Below are 22,332 nucleotides of genomic sequence, written 5' to 3' on the forward strand. Positions count from 1 at the left end.
AAACACATGCTATCTTTAGGTGTTTTTCAAGTTTTTTTAATGGATTTATAAAGCGTTTAAAAGTATTAGAGCTATTTACTAACAAAATGCGATTATAAATATTGAGGTGTTATTTGGTATATTAATTTATATCAAAAAGGAGTTAAAAAGAATGTTTAAAATGTTTATATTCGGTGTAATCATTGCAAGTTATATATATCAACTTACGGGTGTGAAGAAAGTGAACTTTCATTTGTTAACGAAGCGTTCTGTTTGTGAATCATGCCATACATCACTTAAACCAATAGATTTAATACCCATTGTAAGTTATGTAGCATTGCGCGGTAAATGTCGTTATTGTAAGAAGGATATTCCAATAAGTTTATTAATTTGTGAAGTCCTTTTAGGTATACTCTTTCTTATTCCCATTCTTTCAACAGTTCAACTAAATCCTCTTTTGTATTACTTCTTAATTATCTTTTTAATACCTTTGTCCATTTATGATTTCCATCATTTTGTCATACCGAATCATATGCTCATCATTATGTTAGTATGTAGTGTTTATTTATTTGGAATAACGCGAGAACAATTTATTTACACACTGATTATCATATTAATTTTGCACATCTTATATTTCATATCAAGGGGAGGGCTAGGTTATGGAGATATTAAATTATTTTCGTTACTCAGTTTAATTTTATCGGTATCACATTTTATATTATGTTTTATGTTTACTTTTATTTTTGCGGGTGTATTGATCACACTTTATGTATGTATCACACGAAATAAAATTCAAAAAGTACCACTCGTTCCTTTTATGACACTTGCAATTATATTTGTACAATTATTCCAAATTCAACTTAATGATTATTTTTTAGGAGGCTACTATGGTTATTAAAATTAAAGATTTACAACATGAAGATAAACCGAGAGAAAGACTTAAATCATATGGTCCGGATAAATTAACAAATAGAGAACTATTGGCGATCATTATTAATTCAGGAAGCAAACAATATTCTAGTCTAGAATGTGCAAATAAAGTATTGAATTTAGTTGAAAATACAAGAGAACTAAGACATTTAACATTGTCTGAATTACTAAGTGTTAATGGTATTGGTGAATCTAAAGCAATTACTATTCTAGCGGTTATTGAATTAGCTAAAAGAATGCATAGCAATACTGTTCTCGACAAAGTAGAAATCAATGAACCACAAGATGTTGCAGATTATTTAATGGAAAAATTAAGATATTTAAAGCAAGAACACTTTGTCGCTTTATTATTAAATACAAAGAATCAAATTATACATGAACAATCGATTTTTATTGGTTCATTAAATATGGCGGTTGTTCATCCGAGAGATTTATTGAGAGAGGCAGTTAAGCATTCTGCTGCTTCAATTGTGATTGCACATAATCATCCAAGTGGCGATCCATTAAACATAGTATCCTAAACTAGAGTACTCTAAGTACTCGAAGTTTAGGATTTTTTAATTACAGTGCTTTAACTATTAAATATATAAGGGTATTATTAATAGTAGTTAAAGTATTTAAAGGTGGTGGAAAGATGAAGGTTCAGAAAGTAATTGTGGAGGAAAAATCATATCCGTTATACATACTGCTAGATAAAGAATTTGAAGTGATAGAACCGGTTAAGCGATTTATAAAGTACTTGGATAATACGGGCAAAGCTCCAAATACCATTAAAACATATTGTTATCATCTCAAGCTGTTTTATGAATTTATGAGCCAAAGTAGAATCGAATTAGGAGATTTACAATTTGAGGATTTAGCAAACTTTGTAGGATGGTTAAGAAATCCAGCAGGGCATTTAAAGGTAATAGATATACAACCAAAGAAGGCTAAAAGAGAGGAAACATCAGTTAATTCCATACTTAACGCTGTAACTAGTTTCTTAGAGTATTTAAATCGCACAGAAAATTTTAAAGCTATAGATATGTCTAAAGAAGCAAGAGGAAGAAACTTTAAGGGGTTTCTTCACCATATTTCTAAAGGTAGATCCTATAAAAAAAATATTTTAAAGCTTAGGGTCAAAAAGAAACTTGTACAAGTATTAGAACATGGACAAGTCAAAGCAATAATTGAGGCATGTCATACCAAAAGAGATAAGTTACTTATTATGCTTATGTATGAAGGGGGACTTCGGATAGGAGAAGCATTATCCCTTCGTATTGAAGATATTTCAACATGGGATAACCAGATTAACATCAGGCCAAGAGATCATAATGAAAATGGAGCTTATATTAAACTTAAAAAAGAAAGAACTATTGATGTAAGTAAGGAATTAATGGCATTATATACCGATTACTTAGTACATGAATATGGGGAAGATTTAGATCATGATTATATATTTATTAATCTTAAAGATTCTTATTTTGGCCACCCTCTAAAATATCAAAGTGTATTAGACTTAATAAGAAGACTAGGAAAACGGACAGGGATTACTTTCACTGCCCATATATTACGTCATACGCATGCCACAGAGCTTATTAGAAGTGGATGGGATGCTGCATATGTACAAAAAAGATTAGGGCATGCCCATGTACAAACAACACTTGATACGTATGTTCATCTTTCTGATCAAGATATGAAGAATGAATATAAAAAGTATCTTCAAGGGAGAGAAACATGACAATGAAATTTCCAAGTGTAGCAACTAATCGAAAGCTTATCGCTAGTACAGAGATTAATAAAAAAATAGCTAATATGACAAGTGTTTTAAAAGGTTATTGGGCAGCAGATAGATGGGATATAAGAATTTGTCCGCATCCTAGTGCAATTGAGTTAAGTAAGAATCCGTCACTAAGAAATCGTTGGGTAAATTTCGATAAGGTGGAAAATGTCTGGTTGAAAACAGAATTAAAATATTTTTATTACCTTCACTTGAATAATGGAGCTTGGAATGCAAAATCCGTTTGGATTAGAAAGGGAACAGTGATAAGCCGGATGATGGGATTTTTAAATTTAAAATATCCTAATATTACATCGATAACCGAAGTGCCTATAAAAAAAGCTTTGACAGAATACCGGACCTACTTAACAGAACAAAAAGTAAAAACTACGACTACTAATTACAAACTTGATGTAAATCAGCAGAAAGTTACTGTACATGCGAATTCCTATTACGTTACTCATCTTAAGCAGTTTATGGAATTCTATGAGGACTTCTATTTTGATGGGGAAGAATGGGAAAAAGATGTTTGGAATCGAAGAAAATTATCATTACCGGAAGATAAGGTAAACCCAACATCCTACGAATATACGATCAACTTTAAGGGTTTTAAGAATAATTATTTTAAAGAAATAGTTAAGCGATATTGTAAACTAATGTTAAACACAGCTAGCTTTTCTCACGTAGTAGATATAGCTTCAAAATTAAAAGAATTTTTTAATTTCATGAACAAAAATTGTGAAGGTATACAAAGGATTCATCAATTAACTAGAAATGAAATTGAGCAATATTTTAATTATATTAATTTAAAAGGTTTAAAACCCAGTACTGTAACTGGACGAATATCTACTTTAGACGTTTTTTTTACTACAATTCAAAGATATGACTGGAAGGATACACCTTCTAAGATCCTTATCTTTCAAGAAGATTACCCTAAAGTGCCGAAGGCACTACCACGTTATATTGATGAACATATACTTGAACAATTAAATGGGAAATTAGATAAATTGGAACCTTATATTGCTACAATGGTTATGGTACTTCAAGAATGCGGGATGCGTATCAGTGAACTTTGTACATTGAAAAAAGGGAGCGTCATAACCGATAAAGAAGGGGATTGCTTTTTAAAGTATTATCAGTGGAAAATGAAGAAAGAGCATATCATTCCTATTTCTAAAGAAATTGCTGCATTGATATTAGTTCAAGAGCAAAGGGTGGCTGATGAACTCGATGATGGATGTGTATATGTGTTTCCCCGAAAAGATTGCTCACCATTGAAACAAGATACCTTTAGGGTTAAATTAAATGAACTAGCTTATGAAGAAAAGATAACGGACAGCAACGGAGAAATTTTTCGTTTTCATGCTCATGCCTTTCGGCATACAGTTGGCACTAGAATGATAAATAACGGAGTGCCACAACATATTGTCCAGAAGTTCTTGGGTCACGAATCACCGGAAATGACGGCAAGATATGCACATATTTTTGATGAAACCCTAAAGAAGGAATTTACGAAATTTAAGGAAACCTTAGTAACGAATAACGGTAGCATTCTGGATTTAAGTGAGGAAAATACTGAAGCTGACAATACAGATCTTCAATGGTTTAAAAAGAATATCAATGCACAGGCACTTCCTAATGGCTATTGTCGGTTACCAGTAATTGCAGGACCATGTCCTCACGCAAATGCATGTTTAGATTGTACGAATTTCTGTACAAGTAAACAATTTCTTACTGAACATGAAGAGCACTTAGAGCGAACTAAAGAAATACTAAATAGGGCTAAACAAAACCAATGGCAGCGTCAGGTTGAAACCAATGAACGTGTTAAAAATAGATTAGAACAGATTATTCATTCGTTAAAGGAGACGAATTAAAATGATTAGAAAAGGTAACACAACTGCCATAGTTCAGCTAGCTAAAGACAAGTCGGAGAAAACAAGAATTAGGGTTGAAAAGACAATTTCAGAGATGGCATTGAAAGAAGAGAAGATTAATTTTAATTCCGTTGCACAAAAAGCAAATGTTTCAAAGTCATGGCTTTACAAACAAAAAGATATTAGAACTAGAGTGGAGACATTAAGAGGGATGCAGATAAGTGAGTTAACCCCCCGTAAACCTAGTAAAAGCCCTCGTTCAGAGGACGTATTAATAAAAACCTTAAAAAGCCGTATAAAGGCGTTAGAAGAAGAGAATGAACGGTTAAAGGATCAAGTTCAAAAATTACATGGCAAGCTGTTTTAGCAGATTTGTGTTTCTTGGAATTTATTGGGCACTTTGAATTGGCTACCTAAAATGAAATCGCTAAAACCTTCAATAACTTCAATAGCCCATTTCCCTAAATGTGTTAAGGGGAAATGGGCTTTCTTCTAGTATTGTTGGCATGATCGCAGAAGTGTTTTATGCTCTTAAATAATACTTTTTAATATATTGCAAATACTCATTAGCACTTTTCTGTATCTCTTCGCCCTTCATATCCGAATTAGCACCGTAAAGTACAAACTCTGGTACATATTCAGCATGAATCTATGCACATAAAGATTTGAATGGTGTTAACATCTGGGTTAATGTATGCTTGTTTTTACCCATACTTGTAAATTCACCTTTTTTTACGCCAGCTGATATAGCTAATCCTAATTTTCGATTATAAAATATTCTTTTACCCTTTGATCCGTAAGCCCATCCATATATAATCACTTCATCGATCCATTTTTTTAATAATGAAGGAGAACTATACCAATATAATGGAAATTGAAAAATAATATTATCATGATTTTCAACTAATTCCTGCTCTCTTTTTACATTTATAATAAAATCAGGATACTCTCTATAAAGATCATGAATGGTAATTTCGTTTGAATAAGACGCTGCTTTTTCTACCCAAACTTTATTGATTCGAGAATTTGGCATATCTGGGTGAGAAACGATCACCAATGTTTTCATTGTTTCATCCTTAACATACTCAACTTTCGCACCAATAAAACAGTGTACGAAAGTTGAGTTACTTAAAAGTATTCTATTCTAAGAAATTCAAATTTGCGTGATTCCTAAGCTATTTATTTACAGCTTAAACTATAGAAGATGAACTAAACAATAACTAATCTTTACATAACTAAGTTATTACCCACGCTTTTTTAAACCTAATCCAGCTATTAAGGCAATGAGTATTGCCCCTGTAGCTGCAAGGAACGCATCTGAGTAGGACATAGCGTCCAATATATATAATGGATTTATCGGCTCAGTAGCATCACGTCGAGCGGATAATAATGCTCCAATCATACCTGCTCCAGTTCCTGCTCCAAGGTACAAAGCACCTTGGAAAATCCCCATTCCGACACCAACCTTGTCTGCATCGAGTGCACTTACTGCGGCGTTATTTGCGGGAGAATTCGTGAATGCAAAAGCAATCCCTACTCCGAGGACCCCCACGGAAACTAACAGAGGTGAAGCACCAGATGCATAGGTGGACAAGAATAAGGTAGACAGCCCCATCAGAGTCATCCCAGTAATTATCAGACGTTTATCCCCAAATCGATCAGAAAGACGGCCAACGAAGGGAGATAAGATTGCAACAGCCACACCACCTGGCAACAATATCATTCCAGCCTGTCCAGAAGAGAGTCCATTCACCTCAACGACTAGTAATGGGACGAACACAAGAACAGCGAAATAAGCAAACATCGAAAAAAATGCAATTATGACCGTATTGACATAATCCTTGTTATTGAACAGGACAGGTGGTACAAATGGATTTTCTGCGGTAACAATTCTCCAAATAAATCCCACCAAAGCTACAACAGAACCAATTAGGCTAGTTAACGATGAGAACGAAGAAAAACCAGAAGTTTCTCCTTGAGTGATGCCAAAAAGGAGTAATCCTACTGTGAGGCCGAGGAATAAACCACCAATGAAATCAAAGTTCTTATTGCTTCCTACGGATTCTGCCGGTTTAATTGTCGGTAACGCGTAGTAGGCACCAATAACAATCATAATGGCTAACAAAAATGTGAACCAAAACAAGGCATTCCACCCTAAATATTGACCAACTACTCCACCAAATATTGGACCAGCAGCAGTTCCAACACCAATACTTCCTGCGATAATTCCCAAAGCTCCCCCACGTTTTCCTTGTGGGAAAACCTTCGAAATTGCAATGATTGATAGAACTGGAATTGCGGACATCCCAGCACCCTGAACCATTCTTCCCAAAACCAACAATGGGAGGTTCGGGGCAATTGCACATAAAAGACTACCACTTGCCAGAATCATAATGGCAAAGATATATAGCTTTCGTAACTCAAAAAAGTCTGAGATTCGACCATAAATCGGAACTCCAATCGCAAGAACAAGTGCAATACCACTAACTATCCAACTCACTTGAGATTTCGAAGCTTCTAAATCTTTGCTTATTAGTGGAAGTACGGGATTGACTAAATCAGCCGTAATTGCACCTACAAGTACAGATAGGGAGAGTACCATCATTAAAAGCCTAGTAGAACCCCTTTTTTCAGATTGAATCATTTCTTTAGATTTACTATCCTTTTTCATTTTATTTCCTCCTAAAATATATTGTGATTTTAGGAGGCTAAATCCACTGCTTTCACCATAAACCTCACCTCATATCTATTTATATTGTAAAACCAAATCAACGAACTCACCATATTTCTACAGCATGATTAAAGATTCGGTTCTCCAAACTAACTGAACTGATCAAACAAAAAAAAGGCACCAGTTTAACAACCGGTGCCTAATCATTCGTATGCATTTTTACAAATGCAATAGATTCATAAATTTTTGCCCATTATATAAAAGGAGGCAAAAAGTTTTCCGGTAGTGTTTCCATTTTTTGTTTTTGTGAAAAAGGACATACTGATCCCGTTGTACCTAAATCCCCTGAAACTTTTACATGCTTTCTAAACTCGACATTAATGAAATCAATTCCCATTACTTTTTGCCTCCTTTCTCATATTGTGATAATAACACAATAATAATTGATGAAAAAGAAATAATCAACCCTACTTTTTTGAAAACCAATTTAAAGCTTTACTACTTTTACTTACATAATAAAGGCAGGTGCAGTATAAACTTTTTTAAATAGGTCTTCTTTAACGAGCAGGTAGCGTCAGTTAAAGTAGATAATTTAAGATCGAAATCATATTATAGATATTCCGAAATTGGGCGTGATTGTTGCAGGTCAAAAGCTTAATTCCTCGATAAAATAAAAAGGAATTAGTTTTTTTATTTGTGGTACATTCTTCTGACCGTAATCAATTGTCATCTAATAATTACATTGTATTTTTTCATTTGATTTAACACGTTAAATATATGTTCTTAAAGTAAAAACATTGATGTTAATGGATTTTTAGTAATTTACTCTTGATAAATCGCAACACCATCATTAGAAGATATTAAAACGACAAAGCGAATTTTATATTGTTGTGATTTAATGGGCATCGATTTATTAGATCATATTATCATTGGTGATGGAGAATTTATTAGCATATTTGAAAATGACTATATCATGCGTGAAGACTTAGAAATTAATAATATAACTGAATGATTCAATGTTATAATGTAATTAAAAATGAGTCAGGAGTTTTTATTTTGCAAATCATAACGTTCATATTTGTCGTATTACCGTTACTATTTATCATTTCTTTATTTCAACGCAAGAAAAAGCGACCAATTGTTAGAAAAGACTATGGCATCACGTTGATGTTAGGTATCATAGGTGTATTCTTAGCATCTATTATTCTTACTTTAACAAAAGATGGTTCTGCACTTTCAATTAATTTAATACTTGGTTCAATTGTTGCGGGAATTGCTTGGGGTATTCTCGTTTCAATTACATTATTCATTTTAAATAAAATATTAAACAAATAAATAAAATTGTAAATTTTCGGATATTATATTGACATTAATTTTTGAAAAGGCTATCATTAACTTAAATTTATGAGAGAGGAGGTAGTGACTTATGAGAAACATCAGAAGAAGATTTTATAAACAAACAACATCATACATCACTACCCCTACGTTAAATATGAAGCATTAGGGAGTAGTATATTCACTTCCTTTAGAATGTAATTTAAGCACACGCTTTCTTTAAGGATGCGTGTGCTTTTTTGTGTTTAATGATAGGGGTTAAGGGGGGACAACATGTTTCAAGCAATTAAAAAGTTAATGTGGTTTTTTAAAGGTCATTGGAAGAGATATACGATTGCAATTATTCTGTTGCTAATTGCGAACGTTGTAGAAGTATTGCCACCTTGGATAGTAGGGCAGACTATAGATAAGATAAGTGACCGTTCTTTGACTGAACAAATATATCATCAATTAGTAATTATTTTTATAATTGTATTAATTTTGGCTTATATCGTGAATTATATTTGGAGAACTCTAATCTTTTCAGGTTCTCAAATACTTGAATCAATTATGAGACGTAAACTGATGCAAAAATTTTTATCTATGAGTCCAACATTTTTTGAGAAAAATCGAACTGGAGATTTAATGGCAAAGTCTACAAACGATTTAAATCAAATTAGAAATACTGCAGGGATAGGGATTTTAACTTTAATTGATTCTACAACATTTATGGGAACGATAATATTAACGATGGGTATTACAGTGTCATGGAAGCTTACACTATTTGCACTGATTCCATTACCTTTACTAGCCATATTAGAAATTGAATTAGGTAAAAGAATTCATAAACGCTATTTAATATCACAAAAATCATTTGGTGATATGAATGACAGTGTACTTGAATCTATTGAAGGTGTACGAGTCACAAGAGCATATGTACAAGAAGATAAACTCAACAAAGATTTCAAAAATATGACCGAAAGTGTCGTAGAAAAATTTATGAATGTTGAAAAAATGGATGCGTTTTTTCAACCAATAACGATTATTATCACTGCTATGAGTCAAGTGATCGGAATAGGTTATGGAGCATTTCTCGTTAACAGTGGTGAAATGACAATTGGTGGACTAATTTCATTCACTGTATATTTAAATATGCTCGTATGGCCAATGTTTTCAGTTGGTATTTTGATTAATATTATGCAAAGAGGTAATGCGTCTATAGATCGTGTTGAAGAAACGTTAAATGAAGCGGAAACAGTAATTGATGTAGAAAATAAAGGCATGCCTTCACATGATATAGGTATGAATTCAGTTGTGTTTAAATATCCATCAAGTGAATCCATTAACTTGAACAACATTAATATCATACTAGGTAAGGGTGAAACTTTAGGTATTGTCGGTGCAACTGGTTCTGGTAAGACGACATTAATCAAACAAATTTTGAAAGAATATCCTACTGGTGATGGAGAAATCGTACTTGGAGATACTAATATTAATCAAATTTCAAAAAGTGATTTAAGAAGTTTAATTGGTTATGTATCTCAAGAAAACATTTTATTCTCTAGATCTATTAGAGATAACATTAGATTTGGTAAATCGAATGCTACCGACAATGAAATCGAAGAAGCGATTAAATTAGCATACTTTGAAAAAGATATCGAACGTTTACCACAAGGTTTAGAAACATTAGTAGGAGAAAAAGGTATAGCAATTTCTGGAGGTCAAAAGCAAAGAATAGCAATTGCTAGAGCATTGATTATGGATCCTAAAATATTAATTTTAGACGATGCACTATCTGCTGTTGATGCAAAAACAGAAAAGAAAATTATACAAAATATACAAAAATATAGACAAGGTAAAACTACCATTATTGCGACACATCGATTATCAGGTGTTAAACATGCTAATCAAATTGTTGTCATGGACCACGGAGAAATCACGGAGTCAGGTACACATGACCAATTACTCCAAATGAATGGTTGGTACAAATCTCAATTTGAAAGACAACGGTTGAAGGAGGTGTATAGCAAGTGAGTATTGTAAATCAACTCTTTCCATTTGTTAGCAAATATAAGAAAAGATTCATCATTGGTATTGTTATTTTAATTGGAGCAGTGGGGTTCGAATTATTAGGGCCATTGGTTGCGATGTATATTATTGATCATTATGTTAAAACATCTGCTTCACAAATTATACAATTACGACCAGTGCTACTATTATTGAGTTTGTTCTTTGTAGTGTCACTTATTCATGCGATATTAAGTTATTTTCAAACACTCGTTCTTCAACGTGCTGGATCAGATGTAATTAAAGAGTTAAGAATTAAGCTCTTTGAACACGTTCAAAAGTTACCGATTAAATACTTTGATAATTTACCAGCTGGAAAAGTAGTAGCTAGAATAACGAATGATACACAAATGATACTCGAACTATTCACTGTTATATTACCAAACTTTATTTCAGCTTTTATTACGATGATAGGTGTCATTATTGCGATATTCTTTATTAATATTAAAATTGGTTTTATCGCATTGATTACAATACCTTTCGTAATACTTTGGTTATTGTGGTACAAAAAAGTAACGGGTAAATACAACTATGTCATTCGAGAAAAAAATAGTGATATGAATGCACTTATCAATGAATCTATAAATGGTATGAATATCATTCAAGCATTTAAACAAGAAAAACAAATTATGAATGATTTTGATGAAATGAATCAAGCGTATTTAAACAATTATAAAAAAATCATACAATTTGATTCGCTGACAGAACATAATTTGTTAAGTACGATTAGAAGTATTGTGTTTTTAATGTTAATTGTCGTATTTGGAACACAATTTCTAAATTCTTCAGTCGCAATTTCAGTCGGAACGTTATATATTCTTGTAAATTATATAACAAGATTGTTTGATCCTTTGTTTGGTGTATTAAACGTATTGGGACAATTAGAACAGGCAAGAGTTTCTTGCGTAAGAGTATTTGAAATGATGAATGTCTCTGAAGAAAAAATGCCAGAACATCAAATTCAGTTGCCTAAAAAAATAGAAGGTCGTGTACATTTTAAAGATGTATCGTTTGCTTATAATGAAGGTGAATATGTATTGGAAAATATCAATTTAGAAGTCGAAAAAGGACAGACCATTGCGTTGGTTGGACATACAGGATCAGGGAAAAGTTCTATTATGAATTTACTATTCAGATTCTATGATCCTACTAATGGAACAATTGAAATTGATGGTATACCGACCATTAAGACTGATAAAAGAGATATGCGAAAACATATGGGCATTGTATTACAAGACCCATACTTATATACAGGGACTATTTTATCCAACATTACATTAGACGATCCTAAAGTAACGCGAGAAAAAGCTGTTGAAAGTTTAAATGCAGTGGGTGGAGATAGAGTGTTAGAACACTTTAAAAAAGGGATTGATGAACCAGTTATTGAAAGAGGTCGTACATTAAGTTCTGGACAGCGACAAATCATTTCATTTGCGCGAGCACTTGCATTTGATCCAGAAATTTTGATTTTAGATGAAGCAACATCAAGTATTGATTCTGAAACGGAAGAAATTATACAAAAAGCAATGACTGTGTTGTCTAAAGGACGAACATCATTTATTATTGCGCACCGACTTTCAACGATTAAGAATGCTGATCAAATTATTGTTCTTGATAAAGGTCGCATTATTGAAAAAGGAAATCATGATGAGTTAATCAAGTTAGAAGGGCAATATTACAAAATGTATCAAATGCAGTCTTTAACAGATTAATCGTGTTAAACAAACTAATGGCCTGGGATATATTATCCCAGGCCATTGTTTTATATTTTTTAAACTCATCATTGCGGTCACATAAAGTAAAGTACGCCTTGATATATGAAGTAAATAACTAAAGCGATGATTGCTAATTTTATTACAACTCTTAATAATCCAACGAAAAATCTAAAAAAGATAATTAAAAACAAGATAGCTAAAAATATATATATTAATTCCAAATTTATCACCTCTTGAATTCATTATAAAGAATAAACTCATTAAATACATCAGACTACAGAATGATTAAAGGTTTAGGTCTAAAGCCCGATGATGTTATTTGAGCAATTTTCGTATAATATAAATGAATGAGAGGTGTCTATAATTTTGAGATGGTTATTTAGATTAATTAGAAATTTATTAGCGTTATTAGCAATTGTCATTATCATTGTTATTGTATATAGAAATGTACCAGCATTGAGTGATTTAAATCCGTTTGATCATAGTAATGAACAAACGACTGAAGAAATAGCTCCACAACATGCAAATGCAACTTATAAAATTGAAGATAATCCATTATTACAAAATGTACCATTAGGTCAAACTAAACAAGCATTTAATTGGATCAATAAAAGTGAATTCATGGATGTTTCAGGACTAGAACGTATGGGATATGACGACAACTATGTTGCAGGGCAAAGAGGAACAGAGTATATCTTGTATAAATTTGGGGAACCAAAGATGTATGTTTATCAAACAGAGCAAGATTTAATGAATGATTTAAGTGCAATGCACTCAAATATAGAATTATTACCTAAAACTGCATATTAAATTTTTATTTCGGCAGTCTCTTACTTTATTTAAAGTGCTGTGTAAGCTAAAATAGTAATATCATTGTTAATGAGTCATTTGAAGATTAAGAGGTGTTCGGATTGTCGAATTTTTTTAAAAATAATAAAATAATGATTTTTCTAATTTCTATGGTTTTATTAATTGTAATTGTTGGTTATTCAGTGAGAGCGCAATCTGCATCGCTTAGTGAACAATATGCGAGTGATACATCATCGTTTGGTGGAAGAATCGTATCTTATCCAGTTACTTTTGTTTCTGATTTCTTCTCTGGAATTTTCACTTCAGACGAAGACGTTGATAAACTAAAAGAAGAAGTAAAAAGTACAGATCAAATCAAAGCTGATAAAGCAAGATTAGAAAAAGAAAACAAAGCCTTAAAAAAAGAATTGGATATGAAGGATATTTCGCAATTCAATCCAATATCAGCTACTGTAATCGGTAGAAGTCCAGATCAATGGATGAATACAATCATTATTGATAAAGGAAAAAAGAGCGGCATGAAAGAAAATATGGCTGTCATTACGAGTGAAGGTTTAGTAGGTAGAATTAAAAAAGCAAACCAATTTTCTTCACAAGTTGAATTAATATCTACAAGTGTTAAAACGAGTAAGCTTTCAGTAGATATACAGCAAGATGATGATAATATCTTTGGTATGATTAATCGATATGACGAAGATAAAGATTTACTTGTTATTAGTGATATCGATAATAAATACAGTATCAAAAAAGGATCTAAAGTTGTAACAAATGGTTTAGGTGACCAACTTCCTAAAGGTATATTAGTTGGTAAAGTTGAAAAAGTAGAAAATGATGAATATGGTTTATCTAAAGTTGCTTACATCAAGACATCTACAAACATTAAAGAATTAAACCATGTATATGTTGCTAAACGTGATCCAGAAACGATACCTTCATCTGAAGAAAGTGGTGAGGAATAATGAGATTTTACGTTATTCCTTTAATTGGTGTCTTATTATTTTACTTAGATTCATTATTAACACGTTTATCACCTTTACATTTATTTGGTGAGACATTTATTATCGTGCCTCGATTAACATTTTTGTACTTACTCATAATTGCTGTATACAAAAATCCTAAAGTTGCCATTATTTTAGCAATCGTTACAGGTATTTTTACAGATATTTATTATGGCGGTATATACGGTGTCTATACATTTGGATATGCTATTTTTGTGATTATGATGGATAAACTATTTAAAGTATTTTATAGAGATATTTTGATGATGGTTATTCTCTTAATATCTTCAGTTGTATTACTTGAAATATGGGTCATGGTTTTTTATGGATTTTTAGGCATTGCCTCTATTAATATTGGCCAAATTATTCTATTTAGATTAATTCCAACTGTCATATTTAATTTAATATGTTTAATCATCATTTTCCCATTTGTATTAAAATTATTAGAAAGAAATACTAATTAATGAAAGATTATTGACATCAATAGCTGTAGGTGGTACTCTATTGAAGTTGAGTAGTTTCTAGCTACATACAACCGCTCGATCATAGGTCTTAAAGTACGTATGTCACCTATGAATGGCGTGACTTAAAAAATTAGGAGGTGCAAGTATGTTTGCTATAATTGAAACTGGCGGAAAGCAAGTTAAAGTAGAAGAAGGTCAAACAATTTGGGTTGAGAAATTAGACGTAAATGAAGGTGATTCATTCACATTTGACCAAGTATTATTTGTAGGTGGAGATTCAGTTAAAGTTGGATCACCTGTTGTTGAAGGTGCTTCAGTTACTGCTAAAGTTGAAAAACAAGGACGCGGTAAAAAAATCACTGTATTCAAATACAAAGCTAAGAAAAACTACAAACGTAAACAAGGTCATCGTCAACCTTACACTAAATTAACAATCGAAAAAATCAACGCATAATTTATGATTAATGTAGATGTTAGTTTGAATCAAGAAGGGCAAGTTACAGATATTGAAATGTCTGGACATGCTGATTCAGGTGAATACGGTAAAGACTTAGTCTGTGCCGGTGCTTCAGCAGTTGTCTTTGGTACAACAAATGCTATCATTGGATTAACTGATGAGTCGCCTGATATAGATTACAGTGACGACGGTGGATATTTTCATATACGTAGTGTAAACTTAGAAAATGAACAAGCGCAAATATTATTACAAGGCCTTATCGTTTCTTTGAAAACAATCGAAGAAGAATATGGGCAATATATTAAACTAAATTACAAGTGAGGTGTAACTCATGTTAAAATTAAACTTACAATTTTTCGCATCGAAAAAAGGGGTAGGTTCTACAAAGAACGGTCGTGACTCTGAATCAAAACGTTTAGGTGCTAAACGTGCTGACGGTCAATTCGTTACTGGTGGTTCTATTCTTTATCGTCAACGTGGAACTAAAGTTTTCGCTGGTGAAAACGTAGGTCGCGGTGGAGACGATACATTATTCGCTAAAATCGACGGCGTTGTTAAATTCGAACGTTTTGGTCGTGACAAAAAGAAAGTATCTGTATACGCAGCTGCTGAATAATCTTTATATTTAGATGAGGCTGGGACATGTATAATTGTCCCAGCCTCAATCATTATGTTGGCAGTTATTTATATAAATATGAATGGTACGTTTTATTTATAATGAAGGTATTCAGAAATGCAGTTTCTTTTTTTATTCATAATATTAAAATGTTATAATGAGTGTTATGAATAATGATAATAAAGGTGATGGAATGAATAATTTAGATGTGTATTTAAAGTCTAGACATGATTTTGTGAATCAGTTCCAATTGTTATATACATATAAACAGTTAGGAAAACATGAAGAGGTTGATTTATTAATTGATGAATTGTACAAAAATCTCAAGCAAGAACAGTTGTTTTTAAATGCACCGTGTAGAAAATTTGTTCATAATGTATTTGAATACAAACTATCTTTGTCAGGCTCTAAATGGACATTTGAAATTGACAACTCAAATATCGATTATTATCAAAAGAACTTAGAAAGAACAGATAATACTTTAACAAATATATTTAATGATTTGAAATATGTTGTGATGAACGATATGGATGAAAAAAATATTCATATTAGTCTTACAGTAGAAGAGGAATTTGTCACAATGATTATTTGGTTAAGTGCGACTAATCAGGAGCTTAATCAAATTGAACAATCATTTTCTAAATATAACGTTGAAATTTTATCAGAAAGTAAAAATCATATAGAATTAGAATTTTTTATTAACATAAAAGAAATAGAGGTGTAAACATGTTTATAGATCAGGTCAAAATATCGTTAAAAGCCGGTGATGGCGGTAACGGTTTAGTAGCTTTTCGTCGTGAAAAGTATGTTCCATTTGGTGGACCAGCAGGTGGCGACGGTGGTAAAGGTGCTTCAGTCGTATTTGAGGTCGATGAAGGTTTACGTACTTTATTAGACTTTAGATTCCAAAGAAAATTTAAAGCTGATAAAGGTGAGAATGGACAAAGTAGTAATATGCATGGTCGTGGAGCAGACGACTTAGTATTAAAAGTACCACCTGGTACAATTATTAAAAATGCTGAAAATGAAGAGATTTTAGCTGACCTTGTTGAACATGGTCAACGTGCTACAGTCGCTAAAGGTGGCCGTGGTGGTAGAGGTAACTCAAGATTTGCTTCAGCAAGTAATCCGGCACCAGATTTCTGTGAAAATGGTGAACCTGGTGAAGAACTTGAAGTCATGTTAGAACTTAAACTTATGGCAGATGTAGGTTTAGTTGGTTATCCAAGCGTTGGTAAATCAACATTATTATCTATCGTTTCCAAAGCAAAACCAAAAATCGGTGCTTATCACTTTACGACAATTAAACCTAATTTAGGTGTTGTCCAAACAAATGATGGTAGAGGATTTGTAATGGCAGATTTACCAGGTTTAATTGAAGGTGCTTCAGAAGGTGTTGGTTTAGGCCATCAATTCTTAAGACATATTGAACGTACAAGAGTAATTGTTCATATAATTGATATGAGTGGTATGGAAGGCAGAGATCCATATGAAGATTATGTTACAATTAATCAAGAATTAAAATCATATAATGAAAATCTTTCTAGAAGACCACAAATTGTCGTTGCGAATAAAATGGATTTACCAGATTCAGAAACACAATTAGAAATGTTTAAAGAACAACTTCAAGAAGATGTTAATATTATTCCTATTAGTACAGTTACACGTCATAACGTTGATAAACTACTATATCAAATTGCTGATTTATTAGATGAAACTGAAGGAATGGACTTCGATTCAGTCGAAGAAGAAACTGGCGTACATCGTGTTGTCTATAAACACGAAAAATCACGAGATCATTTTGTTATTACAAGAGATGACGATGGTGCCTATGTTGTATCAGGTAATTCGATTGAAAGATTATTCAAAATGACGGACTTTAATCGTGATGCAGCAGTTAGAAGATTTGCAAGACAAATGCGTTCAATGGGTATTGATGATGCCTTAAGAGAACGCGGTGCTTCAAATGGCGATATTGTAAGAATTTTAGGTGGAGAATTTGAATTTGTCGAATAGGGCGTGTTCCAATTGAAAAAATCAAATGAATCAACAAAAAGGTTTTATTTAATCAGAGAAGATGTTTTGCCAGAGTCAGTGCAAAAGACAATCAAAGTTAAAAATGCATTATTAAAAAATAATAATTTAACGATTTATGATGCAGTTAAAGAATTTAATTTATCTAGAAGTGCTTTTTATAAATATAAAGATACAATATTTCCAATTGATAGATTAGAAGAACAGACCAAAAATTTAACATTAATTTTATATGTACAAGATGAAGTGGGAATGCTCGCAACTGTCTTGAATAAAATTGCTGAAGTTAAAGGTTCTGTACTTACCATACATCAAAGTCTACCAATAAAGGATAGAGCAACGATTACTATTTCTCTTAATGCTGCAAATATTGAGTTATCATTAGAAGAGTTAATGGATGCAATTAAAGAAAGTCCATATGTTGATGAAGTAGAAATTATTGGAATGAGTATGTAAAGGAAGTTGTCTAAATGTATGCATATATAAAAGGAATCGTTACACAATTATATCCTTCTCATATTGTAGTTGAGGCAAATGGTATAGGTTATGAAATTCAAACACCTAACTCATATCGTTTTCAATCTCAATTAGATAAAGAAACGCAAGTATATACACAATTAATTGTGCGTGAAGATGCCCAATTATTATATGGATTTGTGAATCTTGAAGAAAAGGATATGTTTTTAAGCTTAATTAAAGTGACAGGTATTGGACCGAAGTCAGCTTTAGCAATTTTAGCGACAAGCACGCCTAATGAAGTAGCAATTGCTATAGAAAATGAAAATGAATCATATTTAACAAAGTTTCCAGGTATCGGTAAAAAAACAGCAAGACAAATTATTCTTGATTTAAAAGGGAAATTAGTTATCACTGAAGAGTCTGAGTTATTCCCAGAAAGTAAAGATGCCGGTCAAGATGTATTAGAAGAAGCATTGTTAGCTTTAGAAGCATTAGGCTACTCTAAACGAGAAATTACAAAAGTTAAAAAGAACCTAGAAAAAGAATCATTTGATTCAGTAGATGCTTGTGTTAAAAGAGGTTTAGCATTACTTATTCAGTAAATGAGGTGATTTTTTGGATGAGCGATTAATGGATGAACATGGGCACGAAGATGATATCCAAAGTGAACTTTCATTAAGACCAGATACTTTAAATCAATATATTGGTCAAAACAATATTAAATCAAACTTAGATATATTTATTAAAGCTGCTAAGTTAAGAGAAGAACCTTTAGATCATTGTTTACTTTACGGTCCACCTGGTCTAGGTAAGACAACTTTAGCACATATTATATCTAATGAGATGAATGTTAATTTACGAACTGCAAGCGGGCCTTCTATTGAAAGACCCGGTGATTTAGCAGCCATACTTTCTGCGCTACAACCTGGAGATGTACTTTTCATAGATGAGATACACCGATTAAGCAGAGTTGTTGAAGAAGTGTTATACCCTGCTATGGAAGATTTCTTCTTAGATATCGTTGTTGGTAAAGGTGAAGAAGCTAGAAGTATTAGAATCGATTTGCCACCATTTACGCTAGTAGGTGCTACAACGCGTGTCGGGAGTCTTTCAGCACCTTTGAGAGATCGTTTTGGCGTGCATCTTAGATTAGAATATTACGATGATAATAGTTTACAAGAAATTATAAAGCGTACTGCTGAAGTATTTGAAGTAGACATTGATCAAAACAGCACAGTTGAATTATCTAAACGAAGTAGAGGGACACCTCGTATAGCAAACCGTTTGTTACGTAGAGTACGTGATTTTGCTCAAGTTGAAGGTGACGAAGCAATTTCAATAGATATTACAAAGCATGCTTTAGATTTATTGCAAGTAGATGAAGAAGGACTCGACCATATAGACTATAAAATTATGCACTGTATCCTGAATAATTATAAAGGTGGTCCAGTTGGATTAGATGCAATAGCAGCTACGATAGGTGAAGAACGTATAACACTTGAAGACGTTTATGAACCTTATCTCATCCAAAAAGGATTTATAGAAAGAACGCCAAGAGGTCGTCGTGCAACTGCATTAAGTTACGATCACTTCGACATTAAAAAGGATTAGGAAAGAGGCAAAGTTTGTGAATATTGAAGATTTCGATTTTGATTTACCTGAATCATTAATTGCACAAACACCACTGTTAGATAGAGAAAGCAGTAGGTTATTAAAATGTAATAAAGCAACAGGTGAATTGGAAGATTTAACGTTTAAAGAAGTTGTCAATCAACTTTCACCAGGGGACTGTTTAGTATTAAATGATACGAAAGTTATGCCTGCAAGGTTATTTGGTATCAAAGAAGAAACTGGTGCAAAAGTAGAAATGCTAATGCTAACGCAACAAGAAGATAATGAATGGGAAGTATTGATTAAACCAGCTAAACGTATTAGAGTTGGTCAATCTGTGTCATTTGGAGAAGGTAAAATTATTGCGACTTGTGTCAAAGAACTTGAACAAGGTGGACGTATTATGAAACTTTCATACGAAGGTATTTTACAAGAAAGATTAGATGAACTAGGTGAAATGCCTTTACCACCATATATTAAAGAACGTTTAGATGACCAAGATAGATATCAAACAGTTTATGCTAAAGCAGTTGGGTCTGCAGCTGCGCCTACAGCAGGTTTACATTTCACTGAACATTTATTACAAGAAATTGCTGATAAAGGCGTCCACATTGCTTTTATTACATTACATGTTGGCTTAGGTACATTTAGACCAGTCAGTGTAGATAATATAGATGATCATGAGATGCATTCAGAATATTACCAAATGACTGCTGAAACGGCTGATTTATTAAACCGTGTAAAAGCAAGTGGTCATAAAATCATATCTGTAGGTACAACGTCTACAAGAACACTAGAAACAATTCGATCTAAAAATGACCAATTTGTTGAAGAAAGTGGTTGGACAGATATATTTATTTATCCGGGATATGAATTTAAAGCGATAGATGGATTAATTACCAATTTCCATTTACCAAAATCAACACTTATCATGTTGGTATCTGCATTATCAACTAGAGAACATATTTTAAATGCATATAAACATGCTGTTGAAGAAAAGTATAGATTCTTTAGTTTTGGCGATGCAATGATTTTAATATAGAAAAGGAGTAATAATATGCCTGCAGTAACATATGAGCACATTAAGACTTGTAAGCAATCAGGTGCAAGACTCGGGATTGTGCATACACCTCATGGTTCATTTGAAACGCCAATGTTCATGCCTGTTGGAACTAAAGCAACCGTTAAGACAATGAGCCCTGAAGAGCTTAAACAAATGGAAGCAAAAATTATACTTAGTAATACCTATCATTTGTGGTTACAACCTGGAAGTGATATCATTTCTAAAGTGGGTGGATTACATAAGTTTATGAATTGGGATGGACCTATACTTACTGATTCTGGTGGTTTTCAAGTATTCAGTTTAAGCGATATGAGAAAAATCGAAGAAGAAGGTGTACATTTTAGACATCATTTAAATGGTTCTAAATTGTTCTTAAGTCCTGAAAAAGCGATGCATATTCAAAATGATCTTGGTTCAGATATTATGATGGCGTTTGATGAATGTCCTCCAATGCCATCTGAATATGAATATGTAAAAAATTCAATTGAGAGAACATCAAGATGGGCGGAAAGATGTCTAGAAGCTCATCGTCGCCCTGAAGATCAAGCTTTATTTGGTATTATCCAAGGTGGAGAATATAAGGATCTTAGAGAGCAAAGTGCTAAAGACCTCGTTTCACTTGATTTTCCTGGCTATGCTATTGGTGGTTTGTCTGTTGGTGAACCTAAACCTGTCATGTACAGAATGGTTGAACATACAACACCATTAATGCCATTTAATAAACCAAGATATTTAATGGGAGTTGGTTCTCCAGACGCATTAATCGAATGTTCTATTAGGGGCATCGATATGTTTGATTGCGTATTACCTACACGTATAGCTAGAAATGGTACATGTATGACATCTCAAGGTAGAGTCGTTATAAAAAATGCTAAATATCAGCAAGATTTATCACCTCTTGATCCAGAGTGTGATTGTTATACATGTAGAAACTATACTAAAGCATATTTGCGTCATCTGATTAAAGCAGATGAAACATTTGGAATTCGTCTTACTACATATCATAATTTGTATTTCTTATTAAAACTTATGGAGAACATTCGCCAAGCAATAAGAGAAGATCGATTACTTGATTTCAAAGATGAATTTTTCGAGCAGTATGGACTAAATGTAGATAACCCCAAAAACTTTTAAAGGAGATTGAATATGGAAGTATTAGTACAATTATTACCTATTATCTTAATTTTTGCGCTTGTTTGGTTCTTAATGATCAGACCACAACAAAAGCGTGCTAAAGAACATCGTGAATTATTAAACCGTTTAGAAGTTGGTCAAAAAGTAACTTCAATCGGTGGTATCAAAGGTACAGTTAGAGCAGTTGATGAGTCTATCGTTGTTGTTTCTGTAAACGATAAAGGACACGAAATTACATTTGAAAAACCAGCTATCAAACAAGTAGACCCTTCATAAAATAGTTTACTTTTTTAGGAAATTGGTTTAATATTATGTATCATATTTGATGTTAAAAGACATGGTTATCCATGTCTTTTTTTCATTCATGAATGTTA

The 22,332-nt window shown here is 32.5% G+C and carries 26 protein-coding genes and 1 other annotated feature; of the genes, 23 read left to right on the forward strand and 3 right to left on the reverse strand.

Going from position 1 to position 22,332, the window contains the following annotated elements; genetic code table 11:
* The first annotated feature begins 151 nt into the window (after window positions 1-151).
* The 5 genes from LQ677_RS04130 to LQ677_RS04150 all read left to right on the forward strand — a co-directional run bounded on the left by LQ677_RS04130 (window position 152) and on the right by LQ677_RS04150 (window position 4,912).
* Complete coding sequence (locus LQ677_RS04130) at window positions 152-877, forward strand: prepilin peptidase (RefSeq protein WP_191835659.1); 726 nt, start codon at window positions 152-154, stop codon at window positions 875-877.
* The gene (radC, locus tag LQ677_RS04135; RefSeq protein ID WP_204206573.1) at window positions 867-1,430 is read left to right on the forward strand and encodes a RadC family protein; all 564 of its coding nucleotides are present in this window, start codon (window positions 867-869) and stop codon (window positions 1,428-1,430) included. The genes LQ677_RS04130 and radC overlap by 11 nt, the downstream gene beginning before the upstream one ends.
* A 113-nt stretch (window positions 1,431-1,543) precedes the next feature.
* Window positions 1,544-2,629, forward strand: a complete 1,086-nt coding sequence (locus LQ677_RS04140) for a tyrosine-type recombinase/integrase (protein ID WP_000867971.1) — start codon at window positions 1,544-1,546, stop codon at window positions 2,627-2,629.
* Window positions 2,630-2,631: 2 nt separating this feature from the next.
* Window positions 2,632-4,545, forward strand: coding sequence for a tyrosine-type recombinase/integrase (locus LQ677_RS04145; protein ID WP_029658482.1), 1,914 nt, complete (start codon window positions 2,632-2,634; stop codon window positions 4,543-4,545).
* Window position 4,546: 1 nt separating this feature from the next.
* Entirely contained in the window at window positions 4,547-4,912 is a 366-nt protein-coding gene (locus LQ677_RS04150; protein ID WP_000619629.1) for a DUF6262 family protein, read from the forward strand.
* A gap of 282 nt (window positions 4,913-5,194) precedes the next feature.
* Here the strand turns inward: LQ677_RS04150 and LQ677_RS04155 are convergent, their stop codons facing one another.
* From LQ677_RS04155 to LQ677_RS04165, 3 genes are all read right to left on the reverse strand, one after another.
* Window positions 5,195-5,611, reverse strand: a complete 417-nt coding sequence (locus LQ677_RS04155; RefSeq protein WP_000855243.1) for an NAD(P)H-dependent oxidoreductase — start codon at window positions 5,609-5,611, stop codon at window positions 5,195-5,197.
* Window positions 5,612-5,788: 177 nt separating this feature from the next.
* Entirely contained in the window at window positions 5,789-7,216 is a 1,428-nt protein-coding gene (gene fexA, locus LQ677_RS04160) for a chloramphenicol/florfenicol efflux MFS transporter FexA (RefSeq protein WP_015585966.1), read from the reverse strand.
* Window positions 7,217-7,469: 253 nt separating this feature from the next.
* On the reverse strand, window positions 7,470-7,613 hold the full coding sequence (locus LQ677_RS04165) for a hypothetical protein (RefSeq protein ID WP_002360221.1): 144 nt from the start codon (window positions 7,611-7,613) through the stop codon (window positions 7,470-7,472).
* Between the two features lie 438 nt (window positions 7,614-8,051).
* Here LQ677_RS04165 and LQ677_RS04170 point away from each other — a divergent pair, with 438 nt between their 5' ends.
* From LQ677_RS04170 to yajC, 18 genes are all read left to right on the forward strand, one after another.
* Window positions 8,052-8,228 carry a JAB domain-containing protein gene (locus LQ677_RS04170; RefSeq protein WP_308193305.1) on the forward strand — a complete coding sequence of 59 codons (177 nt, stop codon included), beginning with the start codon at window positions 8,052-8,054 and terminating at the stop codon, window positions 8,226-8,228.
* Window positions 8,229-8,272: 44 nt separating this feature from the next.
* On the forward strand, window positions 8,273-8,551 hold the full coding sequence (locus tag LQ677_RS04175; RefSeq protein WP_191835657.1) for a hypothetical protein: 279 nt from the start codon (window positions 8,273-8,275) through the stop codon (window positions 8,549-8,551).
* A gap of 273 nt (window positions 8,552-8,824) precedes the next feature.
* Window positions 8,825-10,564 (forward strand): ABC transporter ATP-binding protein, encoded by a 1,740-nt coding sequence (locus LQ677_RS04180; protein WP_126477551.1) that lies wholly within the window; start codon window positions 8,825-8,827, stop codon window positions 10,562-10,564.
* Window positions 10,561-12,309 (forward strand): ABC transporter ATP-binding protein, encoded by a 1,749-nt coding sequence (locus LQ677_RS04185; protein ID WP_239748124.1) that lies wholly within the window; start codon window positions 10,561-10,563, stop codon window positions 12,307-12,309. The genes LQ677_RS04180 and LQ677_RS04185 overlap by 4 nt, the downstream gene beginning before the upstream one ends.
* A 369-nt stretch (window positions 12,310-12,678) precedes the next feature.
* Window positions 12,679-13,122, forward strand: coding sequence for a DUF4930 family protein (locus tag LQ677_RS04190; protein ID WP_191835654.1), 444 nt, complete (start codon window positions 12,679-12,681; stop codon window positions 13,120-13,122).
* Between the two features lie 101 nt (window positions 13,123-13,223).
* A complete protein-coding gene (gene mreC / locus LQ677_RS04195) occupies window positions 13,224-14,081 on the forward strand; it encodes a rod shape-determining protein MreC (protein WP_037588437.1) in 858 nt (285 codons plus the stop codon).
* Window positions 14,081-14,584, forward strand: a complete 504-nt coding sequence (gene mreD, locus LQ677_RS04200) for a rod shape-determining protein MreD (RefSeq protein ID WP_037588435.1) — start codon at window positions 14,081-14,083, stop codon at window positions 14,582-14,584. Before mreC ends, mreD begins: the two co-directional genes overlap by 1 nt.
* A gap of 59 nt (window positions 14,585-14,643) precedes the next feature.
* Window positions 14,644-14,717: a sequence feature (ribosomal protein L21 leader region), on the forward strand.
* A gap of 12 nt (window positions 14,718-14,729) precedes the next feature.
* A complete protein-coding gene (gene rplU / locus LQ677_RS04205) occupies window positions 14,730-15,038 on the forward strand; it encodes a 50S ribosomal protein L21 (protein ID WP_016911517.1) in 309 nt (102 codons plus the stop codon).
* Between the two features lie 3 nt (window positions 15,039-15,041).
* The gene (locus LQ677_RS04210; protein ID WP_037588433.1) at window positions 15,042-15,362 is read left to right on the forward strand and encodes a ribosomal-processing cysteine protease Prp; all 321 of its coding nucleotides are present in this window, start codon (window positions 15,042-15,044) and stop codon (window positions 15,360-15,362) included.
* Between the two features lie 10 nt (window positions 15,363-15,372).
* Window positions 15,373-15,657: a 50S ribosomal protein L27 gene (rpmA, locus tag LQ677_RS04215; RefSeq protein ID WP_025904267.1), complete on the forward strand. Its 285-nt coding sequence runs from the start codon at window positions 15,373-15,375 to the stop codon at window positions 15,655-15,657.
* A 166-nt stretch (window positions 15,658-15,823) separates the two neighbouring features.
* Entirely contained in the window at window positions 15,824-16,381 is a 558-nt protein-coding gene (locus tag LQ677_RS04220; protein ID WP_239748125.1) for a Spo0B domain-containing protein, read from the forward strand.
* A gap of 2 nt (window positions 16,382-16,383) precedes the next feature.
* Window positions 16,384-17,673: a GTPase ObgE gene (gene obgE, locus LQ677_RS04225; protein ID WP_025904265.1), complete on the forward strand. Its 1,290-nt coding sequence runs from the start codon at window positions 16,384-16,386 to the stop codon at window positions 17,671-17,673.
* Between the two features lie 12 nt (window positions 17,674-17,685).
* Window positions 17,686-18,147, forward strand: coding sequence for an ACT domain-containing protein (locus tag LQ677_RS04230; RefSeq protein ID WP_025904264.1), 462 nt, complete (start codon window positions 17,686-17,688; stop codon window positions 18,145-18,147).
* 14 nt (window positions 18,148-18,161) lie between these two features.
* Window positions 18,162-18,752 carry a Holliday junction branch migration protein RuvA gene (gene ruvA / locus LQ677_RS04235; protein WP_206166955.1) on the forward strand — a complete coding sequence of 197 codons (591 nt, stop codon included), beginning with the start codon at window positions 18,162-18,164 and terminating at the stop codon, window positions 18,750-18,752.
* A gap of 28 nt (window positions 18,753-18,780) precedes the next feature.
* On the forward strand, window positions 18,781-19,761 hold the full coding sequence (gene ruvB, locus LQ677_RS04240) for a Holliday junction branch migration DNA helicase RuvB (RefSeq protein ID WP_371683273.1): 981 nt from the start codon (window positions 18,781-18,783) through the stop codon (window positions 19,759-19,761).
* Window positions 19,762-19,777: 16 nt separating this feature from the next.
* On the forward strand, window positions 19,778-20,803 hold the full coding sequence (queA, locus tag LQ677_RS04245) for a tRNA preQ1(34) S-adenosylmethionine ribosyltransferase-isomerase QueA (protein WP_037588426.1): 1,026 nt from the start codon (window positions 19,778-19,780) through the stop codon (window positions 20,801-20,803).
* A gap of 15 nt (window positions 20,804-20,818) precedes the next feature.
* On the forward strand, window positions 20,819-21,958 hold the full coding sequence (gene tgt / locus LQ677_RS04250) for a tRNA guanosine(34) transglycosylase Tgt (protein ID WP_025904260.1): 1,140 nt from the start codon (window positions 20,819-20,821) through the stop codon (window positions 21,956-21,958).
* A 12-nt stretch (window positions 21,959-21,970) separates the two neighbouring features.
* A complete protein-coding gene (gene yajC, locus LQ677_RS04255; RefSeq protein ID WP_025904259.1) occupies window positions 21,971-22,234 on the forward strand; it encodes a preprotein translocase subunit YajC in 264 nt (87 codons plus the stop codon).
* Window positions 22,235-22,332: the final 98 nt, after the last annotated feature.

Source organism: Mammaliicoccus sp. Q-M61 (assembly GCF_022386055.1).
GTDB lineage: Bacteria > Bacillota > Bacilli > Staphylococcales > Staphylococcaceae > Mammaliicoccus > Mammaliicoccus sciuri_A.